Annotated in this window: 14 protein-coding genes; 7 read left to right on the top strand and 7 right to left on the bottom strand. The window is 68.0% G+C overall.

Translation table 11 applies throughout. From position 1 onward, the window contains the following. Positions 1 to 20: 20 nt before the first annotated feature. Both ASG64_RS09925 and ASG64_RS09920 read left to right on the top strand, forming a co-directional pair. Positions 21 to 1430, top strand: coding sequence for a hypothetical protein (locus tag ASG64_RS09925; protein WP_156388341.1), 1410 nt, complete (start codon positions 21 to 23; stop codon positions 1428 to 1430). Between the two features lie 49 nt (positions 1431 to 1479). After that, complete coding sequence (locus ASG64_RS09920; protein WP_056073173.1) at positions 1480 to 2427, top strand: hypothetical protein; 948 nt, start codon at positions 1480 to 1482, stop codon at positions 2425 to 2427. A 4-nt stretch (positions 2428 to 2431) separates the two neighbouring features. Here the strand turns inward: ASG64_RS09920 and ASG64_RS09915 are convergent, their stop codons facing one another. The 3 genes from ASG64_RS09915 to ASG64_RS09905 form a co-directional block, all read right to left on the bottom strand. Continuing rightward, complete coding sequence (locus tag ASG64_RS09915; protein ID WP_082518374.1) at positions 2432 to 3898, bottom strand: DUF2079 domain-containing protein; 1467 nt, start codon at positions 3896 to 3898, stop codon at positions 2432 to 2434. Positions 3899 to 3960: 62 nt separating this feature from the next. Continuing rightward, the gene (locus ASG64_RS09910; protein ID WP_056073170.1) at positions 3961 to 4767 is read right to left on the bottom strand and encodes an ABC transporter permease; all 807 of its coding nucleotides are present in this window, start codon (positions 4765 to 4767) and stop codon (positions 3961 to 3963) included. Then, positions 4764 to 5765 carry an ATP-binding cassette domain-containing protein gene (locus tag ASG64_RS09905; protein ID WP_056073167.1) on the bottom strand — a complete coding sequence of 334 codons (1002 nt, stop codon included), beginning with the start codon at positions 5763 to 5765 and terminating at the stop codon, positions 4764 to 4766. The genes ASG64_RS09910 and ASG64_RS09905 overlap by 4 nt, the downstream gene beginning before the upstream one ends. A gap of 97 nt (positions 5766 to 5862) precedes the next feature. Here ASG64_RS09905 and ASG64_RS09900 point away from each other — a divergent pair, with 97 nt between their 5' ends. After that, complete coding sequence (locus ASG64_RS09900) at positions 5863 to 7167, top strand: NAD(P)/FAD-dependent oxidoreductase (protein ID WP_235579559.1); 1305 nt, start codon at positions 5863 to 5865, stop codon at positions 7165 to 7167. Positions 7168 to 7171: 4 nt separating this feature from the next. Here the strand turns inward: ASG64_RS09900 and malQ are convergent, their stop codons facing one another. Next, positions 7172 to 9283 (bottom strand): 4-alpha-glucanotransferase, encoded by a 2112-nt coding sequence (gene malQ / locus ASG64_RS09895; RefSeq protein ID WP_056073164.1) that lies wholly within the window; start codon positions 9281 to 9283, stop codon positions 7172 to 7174. A gap of 76 nt (positions 9284 to 9359) precedes the next feature. Here malQ and ASG64_RS09890 point away from each other — a divergent pair, with 76 nt between their 5' ends. The 4 genes from ASG64_RS09890 (at position 9360) to ASG64_RS09880 (ending at position 12860) form a co-directional block, all read left to right on the top strand. After that, positions 9360 to 10454: a hypothetical protein gene (locus ASG64_RS09890; protein ID WP_156388340.1), complete on the top strand. Its 1095-nt coding sequence runs from the start codon at positions 9360 to 9362 to the stop codon at positions 10452 to 10454. 105 nt (positions 10455 to 10559) lie between these two features. Continuing rightward, positions 10560 to 11951, top strand: a complete 1392-nt coding sequence (locus ASG64_RS09885) for an OFA family MFS transporter (RefSeq protein ID WP_056073157.1) — start codon at positions 10560 to 10562, stop codon at positions 11949 to 11951. Further along, complete coding sequence (locus ASG64_RS22205; protein WP_268793326.1) at positions 11948 to 12073, top strand: MFS transporter small subunit; 126 nt, start codon at positions 11948 to 11950, stop codon at positions 12071 to 12073. Before ASG64_RS09885 ends, ASG64_RS22205 begins: the two co-directional genes overlap by 4 nt. Beyond that, positions 12066 to 12860, top strand: coding sequence for a YqjF family protein (locus tag ASG64_RS09880; RefSeq protein WP_235579558.1), 795 nt, complete (start codon positions 12066 to 12068; stop codon positions 12858 to 12860). Before ASG64_RS22205 ends, ASG64_RS09880 begins: the two co-directional genes overlap by 8 nt. On the opposite strand, the gene ASG64_RS09875 is transcribed toward ASG64_RS09880, so the two are convergent. The 3 genes from ASG64_RS09875 to ASG64_RS09865 form a co-directional block, all read right to left on the bottom strand. Continuing rightward, positions 12823 to 14025, bottom strand: coding sequence for an SfnB family sulfur acquisition oxidoreductase (locus tag ASG64_RS09875; protein ID WP_056073154.1), 1203 nt, complete (start codon positions 14023 to 14025; stop codon positions 12823 to 12825). The two genes, ASG64_RS09880 and ASG64_RS09875, sit on opposite strands and share 38 nt — an antisense overlap. After that, positions 14022 to 15233, bottom strand: a complete 1212-nt coding sequence (locus tag ASG64_RS09870; protein ID WP_056073151.1) for an LLM class flavin-dependent oxidoreductase — start codon at positions 15231 to 15233, stop codon at positions 14022 to 14024. The genes ASG64_RS09875 and ASG64_RS09870 overlap by 4 nt, the downstream gene beginning before the upstream one ends. 62 nt (positions 15234 to 15295) lie before the next feature. Next, positions 15296 to 16441, bottom strand: a complete 1146-nt coding sequence (locus ASG64_RS09865) for an alkaline phosphatase family protein (RefSeq protein WP_056073149.1) — start codon at positions 16439 to 16441, stop codon at positions 15296 to 15298. Positions 16442 to 16461: the final 20 nt, after the last annotated feature.

The following is a 16461-nucleotide window of genomic DNA, read 5'->3' as shown; positions in this document are numbered from 1 at the left end:
GCGGCGCCGGGCACGATCGCATGCGCAGATTCGCCTCGCTGGCCAGTCCGTCCGGTTCTGCCGATTCGGGCATCGATCGGAACGACTCGAGGATCCTCGCGGGCGCTCTCCCGGTTCGGCATCGCATCGTGGTCGCCGAATTGGGTCTGCACAGAAACTGGAGCGTCGACACGCTTCGCGAGTTGGCCGCCGCTGTCGGTGAGCATCGCCCCGGTGGTGTCGTCGCGTGGGATCTCGCCGGTGAGCAGCAGTCAGACTCACCCGCTCGCCGCATCGCCGCGGACGCCGACGATCTCCTGTCGCCCGAATGCGACCCCCGCGCGCTGTCCCTCTATCTCGACCACGGCGCGCGCGGGCACGAGGTCCTGTCCGCCGACGCACCCCCGCTGGGCGACCTCGAGATCGAAGATGTCCTCACCGTGCTGACGCACCATCGTCAGACCGTCGTCGTTCACGCCCGCCATGGCCAGCCGTCGTTCCTGCGCCTCCTCGACGGGGCCGACGTCGTCGTCTTCCCGATGCCCCACGCCGAGGATGCCGCCGAGAGAGTGGTCACCGTCCTCGACGAGCTGAGGGAATCCGGACACGCTCACTGGACCGAGCGCGTTGTCGTCGTCAAATATGATGCGACACAGTCGATGTCGAGTCCCGGATCCACCGACATCCGCCGGACACTCGGAGAAGCCGGAGTCCGGACCGTGCTCGACGTGCCTCCGGTTGCCTCGCCGGATCGCCGCGAGACCGATGCCGACGTCCGCCGCGCGTGGTCGCACGTCGCCGCTGTCGTCACCCGTCCGCGGGGACCCGTTCGGCGCGAGGATCACGATATCGACCGGTCCGGTGACACCCTGTCGAATGTCGCGGCACCGTCGTCGTCGTTCGACGTCACCACGGCGACGTTGCGGGCACGCTCGTCCGACACCGTCCGCCGGCGACGGTCGGGCCGACTTCCCGTTCTCGCAGCGCTGGTAGCACTGACCGTGGTCGGAGGTCTCGCTGCGACGGTGATGCTGCGGCAGGCCGACCCGGTTGCCGCCACCACATCGCAGTCGGTGTCGACACCTGCCGCTCCGGCAGTGGACCCGACACGGGCCAGCGGACCCGCGGTGATCACCCATTACGACGATCTGTACTACCGCGACCGAGATGCCACGGCCGCCGCGGCGTTGTGGGATCTGTCCGAGACCGGTGGGGACGCGTCGGCCGTCGCCGACCTGCAGCGCTCCATCGACGCCGTCGACCCGGCGATTCGTCACCGCATCGACATCACGGCGACGGCGAATGCCTCGGTGTTCGATGCCGTGCTGACCCTGACGCTTCCCGACGGGCGCGACTTCCGGTACGACCAGCAGTTCACCGTCAGGGACGGTGTCGACGGGTTCGAGATCGTGCGCAAGATCGACTGCACGGGCGTGTGTCCTCCCTCGTGACTGCCCGTTCACCATTCATCCGAGCCTCTCGTCGAAAGAGACCACAGTCATGACGCACCGCCTTCCCACCACACGTCGACCGGGTGTCGTGCCAGGACTGATGGCGGGCGCGATGGTGGTCGGGACGTGGGGCCTGCTGACGTGCGCGTCGGTCACGCTCGCGCCCACGGCGTCTGCCGCGCCGACCTCGACCTCGCCCGATGCGTCGATGACGTCGGCGGAGAAGTTGGCGGAAAAGCGTCGCCGGGAGGATCTGTCGGCGAAGGAACTTGCCGCGGAGGACGCAGCGCGCGAGAAGGAGCAGAAGGCAGCGGACGAGGCCGCCGCGGAGGCCGAGGCGCAGGAGAAGAGGGACGCCGACGCCCGTCAGGAGCGACGGGAGGAGCAGGCTGCCGCAGTTCAGAACGGCACGGCGCCCGCCCCCTTCGTCTGGCAGTTGCCGCCGCTGCCGTTCGAGATCCCCGGCATCACCCCGCCCCCGGCGGCAGTAGCCCCCGCGCCGCCCCTCGACGCTGCACCGCCGACCGCTGCCCCGCCGACGGCTGCCCCGCCGACCGATGCCGCCCCGGCCGCTCCCGCGCCGGTGGTCCCCGCAGAGGACGAACCCGTCGTGGTGCCCGAGCCCGCGCCGGAGACGCTGCCGGCAGCGGTGGCACCCGAGCGCCGTCGCGAGCCGGACCGGCCCGAGCCGGCTCCCGGACCGGGCCCGGCCCCACTTCCGCCCACGCCTCAGGTGCATTCCGGCGGGCCGACGCCCCATTCCGGGCCGGACCCCGACCGTGATCCCGTAGATCCTCCGTCACCGCCGCCCGGTGACGACGACACGGACACCGTGCCGCAGGACGCGGGTCGCGCGGCAACGATGAGCAACCCGTCGCCGCCCCCGTCGACGGCGGACACCAGCGCGCAGTCGGTGCACCCGTCGTCCGACCGCAGCAGCTCGCCGAATTCCGACCGGACGAATCCCGGCTGGACGAACCCTGTGCCGGGTCGCTAGCGCGTCATCGACGCAGGAGCAGGATGCCGTTCACGTCCGACACCACGCGGTAGCCGTCGGCGAGCGCGGCACTGATGGCCGTGTTGTCCCCGGCGCGATCCTTCGGCCAGCCGGGGGGTCGACCCATGTTGACGACGATCCAGTCGGGCACCGTGGAGTCGGTGGCTCGCTGGGGGAACACGGTGACGGGGTGATCCGACACCAGCTGAGGGACCAGGTTGTTCGAGGCCGCCACACGGTCGCCGGGCGGAATCTGCTCCGAGATCGACTGCATGGTGACGACCTGGGGGTCGACCCGCCAGCCGTCGGAGTTGGCGAGTCTCGCGAGTGGTTGGAACGGTAGCGCGACCACGGCGACCAGGGCGACGGTCGCCAACACGACGCGCTCGGCTCGCTTCGACAGATGCATGTCCCGCCGGCCTCGCACCAGCGCGTCGATCAGTGCGGCGAAGAGGATGGGCATCAAGAGGGCGTTGTAGTGGAAGATCGGCTTCCAGAAGTTGGTGTTGTCGCTGAGGAACCGCCACGCGACCGTCGGAACGGCGACGAGTGTGAGCGGTGATCGCAGCGCAGCGAACCCGGTGATCGCGAGGAGCAGCAACACCGTGGCAGCGCGGGAATCACCGCTGACCAGGCCGTGCGTCGTATCGGCGATGCCTTCGCCGAGAGGTGGGAGTTTGGAACCCTGGCCGTACTCGTCGTCCGCGCTCAGCATCGGAATGATGACTCCGACGGCCAGAACGGTCCACGCTGCACCCCACGCCGCCGTTGCAAGCCCTAGGACGCGGGTTCGACCGGTCGTCCACCACGCCACGAGTGCGCCGATGACGATGACGGTCAGGCCCATGTCCTCCTTGACGAAGACGAGGGGCAGCGTCCACGCCAGCGCCGTGCGCCATCGACCTTCGCCCAGGGCGGCCATCGCGAAAGCCATGAGTGGCACGCCGAACGCGATCTCGTGGAAATCGAAATTGAGGGCCGACTGCAGTCCCCAGGACAACCCGTACCCCAGCGCGACGACGACGGCGGCGGTTCTCCCGAGGCTGCGCAGAGCCCAGCGAGTGAGAGGCACGACGCCGAGCGCGAAGAGAATTCCCTGGGCCACGAGCAGCGTCTCGGGGCTGGGGACGAGGCGGTAGAACGGTGCCAACAGCACGGTGATCGGTGAGAAGTGGTCGCCGAGCGTGTTGTAGCCCGTGCCGAGGAGGTCCGACGTCGGCGCCTCGAGCCGAGAGTACGACGCGATCTGTTGGACGAAGATCCCCAGGTCGAAGCCCGACGTGCGGAGTTGATGCTGGCCGACGACGGACAACGCGGAGTACAGCGGGGCGAGTAGCAGGAAGGCGACGGCCGGGATCGCGACGTCTGCGCGGCGTACGCGGGCTGCCGCGGTGCGGACGGACGGGCGACGACGAGACGCGGCCGCGGACGATTCCGCGGCCACGACACTGGAAGAAGATGTAGCCGTCACGAATCAAAGGTATTACACGACTGCGCGGTTATCGGGCCGTGATTGCAGTAGCCGATGCTGGATCAGCGGCTGACAGCATTCTTGTACCGGTTGATCGCGAAGGGCACGAAGATGACCAGAATCAGGATCGACCAGCCCAGAGTGGCCAGAACCGGATGCTGGAGCGGCCACGCATCGGGAGGCGGCATGGTCGGATTCGTGTTCCCGAACAGCACGCGGCTGGCCTGGGTGATGGCAGAGACAGGATTCCATTCCGCGATCGGTTGCAGAATGCCCGGCAGGTCCTGACTCTGCACGAACGTGTTCGCGATGAAGGTCAGCGGGAAGATGACGATGAAGCTGGCGTTGTTGAATACCTCCGGTGTCCGGATCCACAAACCGATCACCGCCATCACCCACGACAGCGCGTAGGCGAAGAGCAGGAGCAAGGCGAAACCGCCGACTGCCTCCCAGAACGACGACCGGATACGCCATCCGACGAGAAGGCCCGTCAGAGACATCACCACCAGGCTGATGACGTTGATGATGATGTCGCTGCTGGTCCGCCCTACCAGGACTGCGGACGGTGCCATCGGCAACGAGCGGAACCGGTCGATGATGCCCTTCTGCATGTCCTCGGCGAGCCCGAGTCCCGTCCACGTGGACCCGAAGATCACCGTCTGCGCGAAAATGCCGGCGATGAGGAACTCGCGGTACGACATGCCGGGAATCTCGATGGCCGATCCGAAGATGTAGGCGAAGACCAGGACGAACATGATCGGCGACAGCAGCGTGAACACGATGAGGTCCGGTACCCGCTTGATCTTGATCAGGTTTCGCCTCGCGATGGTGGCTCCGTCGCTGAGTGCCACTGCTGCGGAGCTGGTCATCTCGACTCCTTCGTCGTCGCGGGGCTGGTGGTGTCGGGTCGGCTCGAGTCGTGTCCGGTGAGAGAAAGGAACACGTCGTCCAGGCTGGGCTTGCCCAGCGACGCGTCCACGGGAGTGACCCCGTTCTCACGGAGAAGCACCAGAGCGTCGACGAACGTCGTCGTGCCGTCCTCGGCGCCGACGGTCAGGTGCCGGGACGCGGCGTCCTGTGTGACCTGGCCGGGGGCGAACCGCTCCATCACCGACGCGGCGGTCGAGAGGTCTGCCTCGTCGGCCAGGACGAAGTCGAGCCGCGAGCCTCCGACTCGGGACTTCAGTTCGTCGGCGGTGCCGCGTTCGATCACGCGCCCGCGGTCGATGACGGCGATCTGATCGGCCAGCTGATCGGCTTCTTCCAGGTACTGGGTGGTGAGCAGCAACGTGGTCCCGCCCTCGACCAGTTCCTCGATGACCGACCAGAGTTCGAGCCGCGCACGTGGATCGAGCCCCGTCGTGGGCTCGTCCAGGAACAGAACGGGCGGGTCGGCGACCAGCGCACCCGCCAGGTCGAGCCTGCGTCGCATACCGCCCGAATATCCCTTGACCGGCCGGTCCGCCGCGTCGACCAGATCGAAGCGTTCGAGCAGTTCGCGGGCGCGGTCACGACTGCGCTTCTTGCCCAGGTGGTACAGCCGGCCCACCATGTCGAGGTTCTCGAAGCCCGTCAGGTACTCGTCCACCGCCGAGTACTGCCCGGACACCCCGATGCGTGAGCGGAGCTCCGCGGCATCGGCGACGACGTCGAGCCCCGCGACGTGTGCGGTGCCCGAATCCGCCCGGAGCAACGTGGTCAGCACGCGGATGGTGGTGGTCTTGCCGGCACCGTTGGGGCCCAGCAGGGCCATCACGGTGCCCTCCGGTACTTCGAGGTCGAGGCCGTCGAGCGCGTCGACATTCCCGTAGCGCTTCGTCAGACCAACCGCCGTGATGGCGGGGCCTCCCGGTCCACGTGCAGCCATGTGAGATCCCTTCCGGACGAACGACGCGGTGAGCGTTCGAGGTGAGGACTCGGCCCAGCGCGGAAACTCATCACAGCACGGGGTACCGACACCGGACGTGGCCCCCACCACGGCACGTTTCCCCGAGAGAGCGTTCGGCTATCCGCAGTTCAGGCGACGCACGGCCCATCTCGGCCTCGTGCGCACCGAAGCCAGAACAGAAGAGGGGTACCACGTGTCCGAGAGCAGTTACGACTACGTCATCGTCGGCGGCGGAATGGTGGCGGACAACGCGGCCAGAGGCATCAGGGAACTCGACTCGAACGGCAGCATCGCCATCATCGGTTCCGACGCGGACGGTCCGTACACACGGCCGGCGTTGAGCAAGAAGTTGTGGACCGACTCCGACTTCGGCCGGGACGAGGTGCCGCTGGGAACCGCCGACACCGGTGCGACGCTGATTCTGTCGACGACGGTCACGGCGATCGACCGCGACGCCCACACGGTGACCACCGACTCGGGGGATACCTACCGCTATGCGACGCTCCTGCTCGCCACGGGGGCATCGCCTCGGCAGCTCGATCTCGAGCCGTCGGACCGCGTGATCTACTTCCGCACCTTCGAGGACTACCGGCGACTGCGCGCACTGGCGACGTCCGGCACCCATGTCGTCGTGGTCGGCGGCGGATACATCGGTACCGAACTGGCGGCAGCGCTGGTCCAGAACGACGCGACCGTGACCTTCGTCAGCAGCGACGACGTCGTCGGGGGACACATGTTCCCCGCGGATCTCGCGCAGGCCTTCCAGAAGGATTTCGAGGATCACGGTGTCACCGTCAAGACCGGCGTGAAGGTGGACTCGGGGCGCCGACAGGGTGACTCGGTCTCCCTGACTCTGAGCGACGGCTCCACGATCGACGCCGATGCGGTGGTCTTCGGCCTCGGTGTCGCCCCGAACACGACGTTGGCCGAGGATGCAGGCCTGTCCGTCGACAACGGCATCGTCGTCGACGAGTTCCTGCGGACCGCGGACCCGGACATCTACGCCGCCGGCGACGTGGCCAGCTACCCGGACGCGATCCTCGGGCGCCGCCGTATCGAGCACGTGGACAACGCGAACAGCATGGGACAGACCGTCGGCAAGATCATGGCGGGATCGACCGAGCCGTACACCTACACGCCGTACTTCTACTCGGACGTGTTCGACAACGGCTACCAGGCCGTGGGAACCATGAGCGCCGACCTCACGATGGTCGAGGACTGGAAGACGCCCGGCAAGGAAGGCGTCGTCTACTACCTCGACGACGACAAGATCGTGCGCGGAGTGCTGATGTGGAACGTGTGGGAGGGGCTCGACACAGCTCGGGAGTTGTTGGCAAGCAACGACGCCCGCGAGTCGGCGTCGTTGCTCGGCACGATCTGACTCTCTACTCCACGAGAGGGTCTGCGCGTCGCAGATCCTCCACGCGGACGGCGCGTCCCGCGCCGTCCGCGAGGGGGATCCGCCAGTTCTCGTACTGGGTCTCGTCGGTCCCCGGCTGGTTCTGGATCCGGTGCTCGCCCACCATGTCGACCAGCGCGACTCCGATGAGCAGCGACGGGCTGCGTTGGATCAGCCGGTACAGCGCAGACACCGTTTCGCCCGTGTCGGCGTCGTCCGCCAACAGTCCGCGTTCACGCGCAAGATCCAGCACCTCCTCGCGCTGAGCCTCGTCCTGCTCGCGCTCGTCCTCCACATCCCGCTCGAGCAATCCGAGTCGCGAGCGCAGATCGATGTGCTCGCCCGCCAGGTAGCCGGCCGTGGGCGGGAGGTCGTGAGTCGTCACCGAACTCAGGCACAACTCGCGATACTTCTCGGGGGCGATGGGACCGTCCTCGTCCCGTTCGAACCACAGGATGGACGTCCCGAGGACGCCGCGCTCGGCGAGGTAGTCCTGGACGACGGGCTCGAAGACTCCGAGGTCTTCGCCGATCACCACTGCCCCGGCCAGTTCCGCCTCGAGAGCGAGAATGCCGATCAGCGCCTCGTGGTCGTAGGTGACGTATGTGCCGTCGGCGGGGCTGTCGGCGTCGGTGGGGATCCACCAGAGGCGGAACAGACCCAGAATGTGGTCGACCCGCAGTCCGCCTGCGTGCTTGAGCACGGTGCGGAGCATGTCCCGGTAGGGCGCATACCCCAACTCCGCCAAGCGATCCGGGCGCCACGGAGGCTGATTCCACTGCTGGCCCTGCTGATTGAAGTCGTCCGGTGGCGCGCCCACCGTGACCCCGTCGGCCAGCGCCGAACCCAGCGACCAGGCGTCCGCACCCGAAAGCTGAACTCCCACAGCCAGATCGTGGACGACGCCGATCTCCATGCCGGCTCGGTGCGCGGTGGCCTGCGCCTCGGCCAGTTGCTCGTCGCAGATCCACTGCAGCCAGGAGAAGAACTCGATGCGGTGCGCCAGCTTCTCCTGCTGACGCCGCACCCACGGCGTTCCGGGGCCGACCGCCTTGTCCTGCCAGCGAGGGTCACCGGGCGACAGCTTCTCGGTCAGTGCGCACCAGGTGGCGAAGTTCCGCAGGCCGATCCCTTCGGCTTCCCGGAACTCGTCGAAGGCAGCCTGGCGCGAGGCGCTCCGCGGAACGAGGAAGATCGCTTCGAGCGCGCGCAGTTTCGCGCGGAACGACTTGTCACGGTCCAGGTCGTCGGTGCGGGAGTTCGCGCGATGCAGTCGACGCGCGGTGTCGCGGATCCGTGCGTACTTGTCACGCGGGAGCATCGCTGTCTCGCGGATGTTCTCGATCCTGATGTACAGCGGATTGAAGAACCGTCGCGTCGTCGGCAGGTACGGCGATGCTTCGATCGGGGGCCGCGGCGCGGCTGCGTGGAGGGGATTGACCAACACGTAGTCGGCGCCGTGATCCGCGCCGAGGATCGACGCCATGTCGGCGAGGTCGGCGAAGTCGCCGATTCCCCACGACTGCGCCGACCTGATGGAGTACAGCTGCGCCAGTACGCCCCACCGCTGACGGTCGGACAGGGCCCGGGTGGTGGACAGACGGGCCGGCGTCACGACCAGGGTGCACGACTCGTCGAGGCCTTCGTCGCCGCGAGCGCGCAGGGTGTGCCATCCGAGGGGAAGCCCCTCGGGGACCGCGAACGTCGCTCTCCCGACCAGCGCACCGTCGACCTCCCGAGGATCGACCCACACATCCATCTGCTCGGCGTCGCGCGTGGTTCCGTCCTCGACCTCCACGGTCACGGTGACGGCCGTTCCGTGCGGTACGTGGACTCGGACGCGCGACGACTCGTCCGCGCTCGTGACGTCCGACGTCACCACCACGACGGGCGGCAGGGTGCGGCGCCACGGAGCATCAGCATGCGCGGAGATCGCCAGTTCGATGTCGTCGTCGCTGTCGGTGCTGACGTCGAGAGCGCCGAGCACGGACCGCAGCGTGGATTCGTGCACGTCACGACGGGCTTTGTCCCAGCCCTCGTACGACGTGGCGACGCCGTGCAGTCCGGCGAGGTGGCGTAGTCGTTCGATGTTCGTCACTCCTCGATTCTAGGGGCCGGACGTACTCGCTTTCCCTCCTGTGTCTGGGACAGTGGAGGGCAAGGAGGTGTCGGACATGACGAGCGACCCCACGGACGAGCGTGCACGCCGAGCGGACACGGTGCGGACCATCACGGAGTCGACACGGGTGGAGCGGTCCACCGACCGACCCGAGCCGCTGTCGGACAGGGCTGCGGTACTCATCGCCATCGGCCGTCTGGACGAGACCACTCGTGAGACCGCGCTCGCGCGCCTGCGCGCGGGTCGGACATTCCCCGCGCTCGGCGGTTTCGGCGTGCTGCGCCTGATCGCCGAGGAACTCCGATGGATCGACGACAGGCTGAGTGGCCTGCGCACCGGGCCGACGAAGCTCGCCCTGCTGCAGCGGCGTGTCCTGCTCGAACGGCGACTGGGGTCGCTGCGCACCCGCTTCGTCATGAACTCGGCGCAGTACGCGTCGGGAGTCAGAGCCATCCGACGCGAGCGTCGTGAGGGCATTCATCTCGACGTCGATCAGAGGACCGCACTCTTCGAGGCACTGACGGACACGCCGACACCGCTCGGAGTGGGCCCCGGACCACTGGCGCGGGCCCGAGAGATCCTGGGCGGCGTCGCAGCGGAACGACTCGATGCGGTGAACGCTCGCGGCGCGGAGGTCGTGCGCACTCTCGCCGGGGCGGACGCCGACCGGTTCGCCGACCGCTACGACACGATCCTGTTCCTGGCAGGTCGCTACCACGACCGCATCATCTCGTCCCGCATCTGGCGGTCGGACCTCTTCGCGGTGGCCCGCGCGCAGTTGGACCCGGGCCTGGAGCTGGTACAGATCGCGGTGGACGTGGTCGCGCTCGCCCAGCTCGATGCCGAGTTGACCGAGGCGTTCGACGCGCAGGGTGACACCGTGGACGACGAGGGACGTCGGGAAGTGCTCACCCGCCGCGCCGATCTGATCCCGGTCTGGGACCAGGTCATCGAGCGGGTCGCGGCGCTGTCGCGCGTGGTCGACGAAATCTCGGTCGCGGAAGTCGAGCACCGGAGTTTGGACGCGATGCAGAGGGCAGTGGGTCTGGACCACCGGATAGACGACCTGATCTCGCGGTCCGGTACCCGCGAGATCTCGGCCGACAACACCCATTCGGTCTCCGATCAGATCTCCCGCGACACACTCTGAGTCCGTACCCGGCGCCGCGCTTGTTTGGATCGAGTCCCATCGGTCCATTCCTCGTAGTACGCGGTCGTCGCCCGAGCGCGTGATCCGTGCCGGAAGGACTACTCCATGCCAGCAGTACTCGAACGTGCCCGCATCGTCGCGCCACCGGGATGGAGCCGCTGGCTCGTCCCGCCGGCGGCGCTCGCGATCCACCTGGCGATAGGCCAGGCCTACGCGTGGAGCGTGTTCAAGGCCGCGATCTCCTCCGACACCGCGATGGGGCTGAGCGGGACCGTCACCGCCCTCCCGTTCCAGTTGGCCATCGTGATGCTGGGCCTCTCTGCCGCCGTGCTCGGCACGAAGGTGGAGGAACACGGCCCGCGATGGGCCATGACGATGTCGCTGATCTTCTTCAGCTCCGGGTTGCTCATCTCCGCGCTCGGCATGAGTCTCGGCTGGTTCTGGCTCGTCATCGTCGGCTACGGACTGGTCGGCGGCATCGGTCTCGGCATCGGCTACATCTCCCCGGTGTCCACGCTGATCAAGTGGTTCCCGGACCGCCCGGGCATGGCGACGGGTATCGCCATCATGGGATTCGGTGGTGGAGCACTCGTTGCGTCACCGCTGACCACCAAGCTCCTGTCCGCCTACGGCGGTAACACCGACTCCTCGATCGCCACGACGTTCCTCACCCTCGGTCTCGGCTATGCCGTCTTCATGGCGCTCGGCGTCGTGCTGATCCGCGTCCCGGCCGACGACTGGACACCGGCGGGCTGGACACCCCCGCAGACTCCGGCAGGTGAGCACACGGCCCGCGTGTCCGCGGCCAGCGCGGTCAAGACCCCGCAGTTCTGGTTGCTGTGGGTGGTGCTGTGCTTCAACGTCACCGCCGGCATCGGCATCCTCGAGCGGGCTGCCGGCATCTACACCGACTTCTTCCCCGACCCCACCTCACCGGAGTCCGTGGTGACCGCCGCGGCAGGTTTCGTGGCGTTCCTCTCGCTCACCAACATGCTCGGTCGTTTCGTGTGGTCGTCGGTCTCGGACCTCGTCGGACGGAAGAACATCTACCGCCTGTACCTCGGCGTCGGTGCACTTCTCTACCTTTACATCTCCCTGTTCACGAACACGAACAAGGTGCTCTTCCTCGTCAGCGCGATGGTCATCCTGTCCTTCTACGGCGCCGGCTTCGCCACGGCTCCTGCGTACCTGCGCGACCTGTTCGGCACCTACCAGGTGGGTGCGATCCACGGGCGACTGCTGACGGCATGGTCCGTGGCCGGTGTGCTGGGGCCACTGATCGTCAACGCGATCGCGGACATGGGGGACGAGGGCAGCACCGGGCGGTACGTCCCCGCCTTCGTCGTCATGATCGTGTTGCTTGCCATCGGATTCGTCGCGAACGAACTGATCAAGCCTGTCGATCCGAAGTACTCGGAGCCGGATCCGGCAGCACAGGACCCGGGATCGGCCGCGACCGACGGAGAGTCGGCGGACACGAAAGAGGCGAAGGTATGAGCGAAGCGAAGCAGGGTGCACGTGTACCCGTCGTAGCGGTGTCGTGGCTGTGGGTCGGTGTGCCGTTCGTCTGGGGCGTGTACGAGCTGATCCTCAAGGCCAAGAATCTGTTCGGTGGCTGATCGGAGCGTCGACCTCTGGCCGCGACCTCCTGTCCTTCCGCGACCGGTGGTCATGGATCAACGGTGGGAGCGGCTGGTGTTCCTGCACTGGCGCGTCGAGCCGCACATCGTGGCGCCGTTGCTGCCGCGCGGCATCGCACCGGACAACCATGACGGATTCACCTACGTGGGGCTGATCGGTTTCGAAATGGTCGGTGCCGGTCTCGGGTACGGTCGGCCGGTTCCGCACCTCGGCACGTTCGGGGAGATCAACGTCCGCCTGTACAGCCGCGACGGCGACGGTCGGCGAGGGGTGGTCTTCCGGTCACTGGACGCCACGCGCGCGGCCGTCGTCCTCGCCACCAACGCGGCCGGAGTGCGCTACCGGTGGTCGCACATCGACATCCTCGACAGCGGCGTCGACGATCCCGAGCGCACGGTGGGGTATCGCTGCCGACGTCTCGCGCCGCCGCATCGCAACGCCACCACCGACTTCGTCGTGGCTCCGGGAACGCGCGACATGTCCGACGATCCGCTGTCCGTCTTCCTGACCGCCCGCTGGGGAATGCACACATCCGTCGCCGGGCGACCCGTCTTCGTTCCCAATACCCACCGACGGTGGCCTCTTCGCGACGCGTCCCTGGTGCGGTGCGACGACGATCTGATCGCCGCCGCCGGTCTGGGTGCGCTCGCGACTCGGCCACCCGATTCGATGCTCTACTCCGACGGTGTCCGTACCCAGTTCGGACGGCCGTACCTCGCGACCCCGGTCAGACCAGGCCGTGCCGAGGTGGATGAGCGCCGGTGAGCGCGTAGCGGCCGACGTGCTGCGTCTTCCACCGCACCGGATCGTGCAAGGTGTGGGTCCGAGCGTCGCGCCAGAGTCGATCCAGTCTCGATGACGCTGCGGCGCTGCGTGTCCCGCCTGCATCGAACACTGCCGCGGTGGCGTCGAGAGCGGCGCGGGTGGACGACACCTTCGCCGCGGCGGTCGCGACGGATGCTGCCGCCGCGGTGTCCGCGGTGAGGGTGTGTTCGGCGTCGTCGATGGCGCTTCCGGCCTCGCGCACCAAGGCTTCGGCGCTGCGCACCGCGATCTCGATGTCGCCGAACTGCTGGATCAGCAACGGATCCCGACCCGCTGAGTCGACACCGGCATCGACCGCGGGCCGCGCCAGAACGACGACGTCGCGCGCCGTGTCGACAGCGGCGCGAGCGATTCCCGCATCGATGGCGGCGTGCAGGAGCTGGGCCCTGGCGCCGTAGGTGGTGCTGGTGTCGAAGATCGCCGAGTACGGAACCACGGCGCCGTTCGGCACGACGACATCGGTCAGAGTGACGGTTCCGCTCGATGTCGTGCGTTGGCCGAGTCCGTCCCAGTCGTCGTCGATACGCACTCCGGGTGTGTCGGCGGGGATGTACGCCAACACCTTTCGGTGCTGGGACTGCGGGTCGGCCGCATCGCCGACGACCCCGCGGACGACCAGCCACTGTGCGAACAGGGCCCCCGTCGAGTAGAACTTGCGACCGTTGGCCACGTGAGTGCCGTCCGGCGCAGGCTCGAAGGTGGTCCAGTCGATCGCGATCGACGGTGTCCCTCGTTCGCTCTGCGCGTTGGCGAATCGTTTGCCCGCCAGAGCTTCCGCGAAGAACCTCCGCTGCTGGTCCTTCGATCCCTGCAGTCTCAGCGCCTCGAGGAAGGTCATGTGACTCTGTGGGATCTGCGCGATGCTGGCATCACCGCGGGCCAGCGCCATGAACACCGACGCCAGCGTCCGCATCGACACGGGTGCGCCGCCGAACTCGCGGGGAACGGTGATGCCCAGCAGCCCCGACGCGGACAGCAGGTCGAGCTCCGGCCCGGGAAGGCGGCGATCCCTGTCACGCTCGTCGGCGGACGGCGCGATCTTGACGCCCAGTGCGGTCGCCACGGCGAGTGCGGCTGCGTCGTCGAGAAGCGGTGGAACGGTCACCGGGGACTCGAGGCAGGCAGGAACGGTGTGTGTCCCGCCGCGCGGGCGGCCTGGCCGGCGGTGAAGAGGCCGCGACGTCGAAGCTGCGGGATGACTCCTTCGCCGAACCAGTACAGCTCCTCGAGGTGCGGGTATCCGGAGAAGACGAACTCGTCGATGCCGATGGCGGCGTACTCGGCGATGCGGTCGGCGACCTCGGTGTGGCTCCCGACCAACGCGGTGCCGGCTCCGCCGCGGACCAGGCCGACACCCGCCCACAGGTTCGGTGCGATCTCGAGTGCCCGCGGGTCCTTCCACGATCCGGACCGACGACTCTCCTCGTGCAGGGCGAGCATCGCCCGTTGGCCCACCGATTCACTGCGCGCGAGATTGGACTGGGCCGTGGCCACCGCGTCCTCACCCAGTGCCTCGACCAGAGCACCTGCCTGGCGCCATGCCTCCTCGGATGTGTCCCGCGTGATGACGTGCAACCGGATGCCGAACCTCACGGTCCGTCCACGCTCGGCGGCGAGGCCGCGGATCCAGTCGATCTTCGTCGCGACGGCTGCCGTCGGCTCACCCCAGGTGAGATAGACGTCGGAATGGTCGGCCGCCACCGGCCCTGCTGCGGGTGACGATCCGCCGAAGTACAGCGGGGGAGTGGGATCGGGCAGGAACGGCAGGGATGCGTCCTCCACCTGAATGTGTTTGCCCGCGTGCGTGACCGACTCCCCGCGCCACAGGCCGCGCACGATCGAGAGGAACTCGTCGGTGCGCTCGTAGCGTTCGTCCTTGGAAAGATGGTCGCCGTACTGGCGTTGTTCGTGGGCCTCTCCGCCGGTGACGACGTTGAGCAGCAGTCGGCCCGGTGCATGGTTGCTGAACGTCGCGGACATCTGCGCGGCGAGAGTGGGACTGATCAGACCGGGCCGGAACGCGATGAGGAAGGCGAGCTTCTCGGTCTCCCGTGCCAGCATGGCCGTCGTCAGCCACGCGTCTTCGCACCAGGCGCCGGCGGGAGTGAGAGCACCGGTGAAGCCGAACTCCTCGGCGGCCCGTCCGATGGACGACAGGTACCCGATGCTGGCGCGGCGGTCACCACCCGCGGTACCGACACGGGTTCCGTGCCCACCTCCGACGATCGAGCGACTGTCGCCGTAGGTCGGAAGGAACCAGTGCAGCGCAAGGTGAGACGCCGTGTCGGTCGAGTCGTTCTTGTCGGTAGTCACTCGCGCCAGGCTAGGACGGTGTCCCGGCGTCGACCAGGGTTGGAATCGCTGCGATCGGAACGTCAGCTCCGTGCGACGAGGAGCGGAATCGCCATCTCCACGTCGGTCAACGATCCGTGATGACCGAGCAGAGTCGACTGGTTGGGCTCGGCGCCGCGTCGCACGAGGGCGCCGTCGCCGAGCGCGAGGGCGACGACGTCGCCGATGCACGACGACACGTCCGGCCCGACCGTGGGCCCGAACCATCCGCGGGCGACGGCGTCGTCGCGCTCGACGACGAGGTACTCGGGCCCGAGGGTCTCGCGCCACGCGTCGCGCACGGCATCGGCGGCTCCGGGGGTGGCGAACACGTGGCGAGCCCGCGGTTCACCGGCGATCATCCGGACGTCCGCGGACAGCGTCGGCGACGCGTCCACATCGACCGTGGATCCGACCTGGACCATGCCGTGATCCGCGGTCACGATCAGAGCCGACTCGGGAGGCAGCTCGCCGAGAATGCCGGCGACGATCGAATCGACCTGGGACAGCTCGAACCTCCACGCTGCGGAATCCGGACCGCGGACGTGACCGGTGAGATCGAGTTCCGACCAGTAGGAGTACACGAGCGAGCGGGTGCCGCGGCGAAGTGCCTGCGAGGTCTGCGCGACGAGGTCGCCTGCCGATACCGAGGACGCGAAGTCACCACCTCGCAGAACTGCGCGCGTCAGACCGGATTCACGCTGATACGACGGGGCGACACGCGTGACTGCGATCCCGTCCTCCGCGGCGCGTTCGAAGACCGTGGGGTGTGGCTGGAAGTCCTCGGGTGGCAAGGCGGACACCAGGTCGACCTTCGGCCCCTGTCCGTGCAAGCGCCAGTGCAACGGGTTCATCGGGCGGTCGAAACCGGGGACGGCCGTCAGATATCCGACCAGTCCGTGCTCGCCCGGTGCGCGGCCGGTGCCCAGCGACGCCAGGCTGGTCGACGTCGTGGACGGAAACGTCGCGGTCATCGACCGTGCCGGGAGCGACGACAGAACGGGCGCCGCCGCGGCGTGCCCGGACAGCTGATGCGCACCGAGTCCGTCGACGAGCAGGACACACACCCGCTGCGCGCCGGAGAGGTCCAGGCCGATCGTGTCCCGTGCCTTCGGGACACCGAGCGCTCCCAGCACGGACGGGAGGAGTTCGGACAGGCTGTCGACGCCGTAACGCGGGAGAACCACCACAGTCGAAGGCTATCGGGTGC

It is taken from the genome of Rhodococcus sp. Leaf247 (assembly GCF_001426185.1).
Lineage (GTDB): Bacteria > Actinomycetota > Actinomycetes > Mycobacteriales > Mycobacteriaceae > Rhodococcoides.
Note: the sequence above shows the minus strand (reverse complement) of the source record. Positions and strands in the feature narration are given on the sequence as shown.

Excerpts from the sequence above, each read along its gene's own strand:
- ASG64_RS09910 (WP_056073170.1), bottom strand. The coding sequence starts at position 4,767 with ATGACCAGCTCCGCAGCAGTGGCACTCAGCGACGGAGCCACCATCGCG.
- ASG64_RS09905 (WP_056073167.1), bottom strand. The coding sequence starts at position 5,765 with ATGGCTGCACGTGGACCGGGAGGCCCCGCCATCACGGCGGTTGGTCTG.
- ASG64_RS09890 (WP_156388340.1), top strand. The coding sequence starts at position 9,360 with ATGACGAGCGACCCCACGGACGAGCGTGCACGCCGAGCGGACACGGTG.
- ASG64_RS09925 (WP_156388341.1), top strand. The coding sequence starts at position 21 with ATGCGCAGATTCGCCTCGCTGGCCAGTCCGTCCGGTTCTGCCGATTCG.
- ASG64_RS09885 (WP_056073157.1), top strand. The coding sequence starts at position 10,560 with ATGCCAGCAGTACTCGAACGTGCCCGCATCGTCGCGCCACCGGGATGG.
- ASG64_RS09920 (WP_056073173.1), top strand. The coding sequence starts at position 1,480 with ATGACGCACCGCCTTCCCACCACACGTCGACCGGGTGTCGTGCCAGGA.
- ASG64_RS22205 (WP_268793326.1), top strand. The coding sequence starts at position 11,948 with ATGAGCGAAGCGAAGCAGGGTGCACGTGTACCCGTCGTAGCGGTGTCG.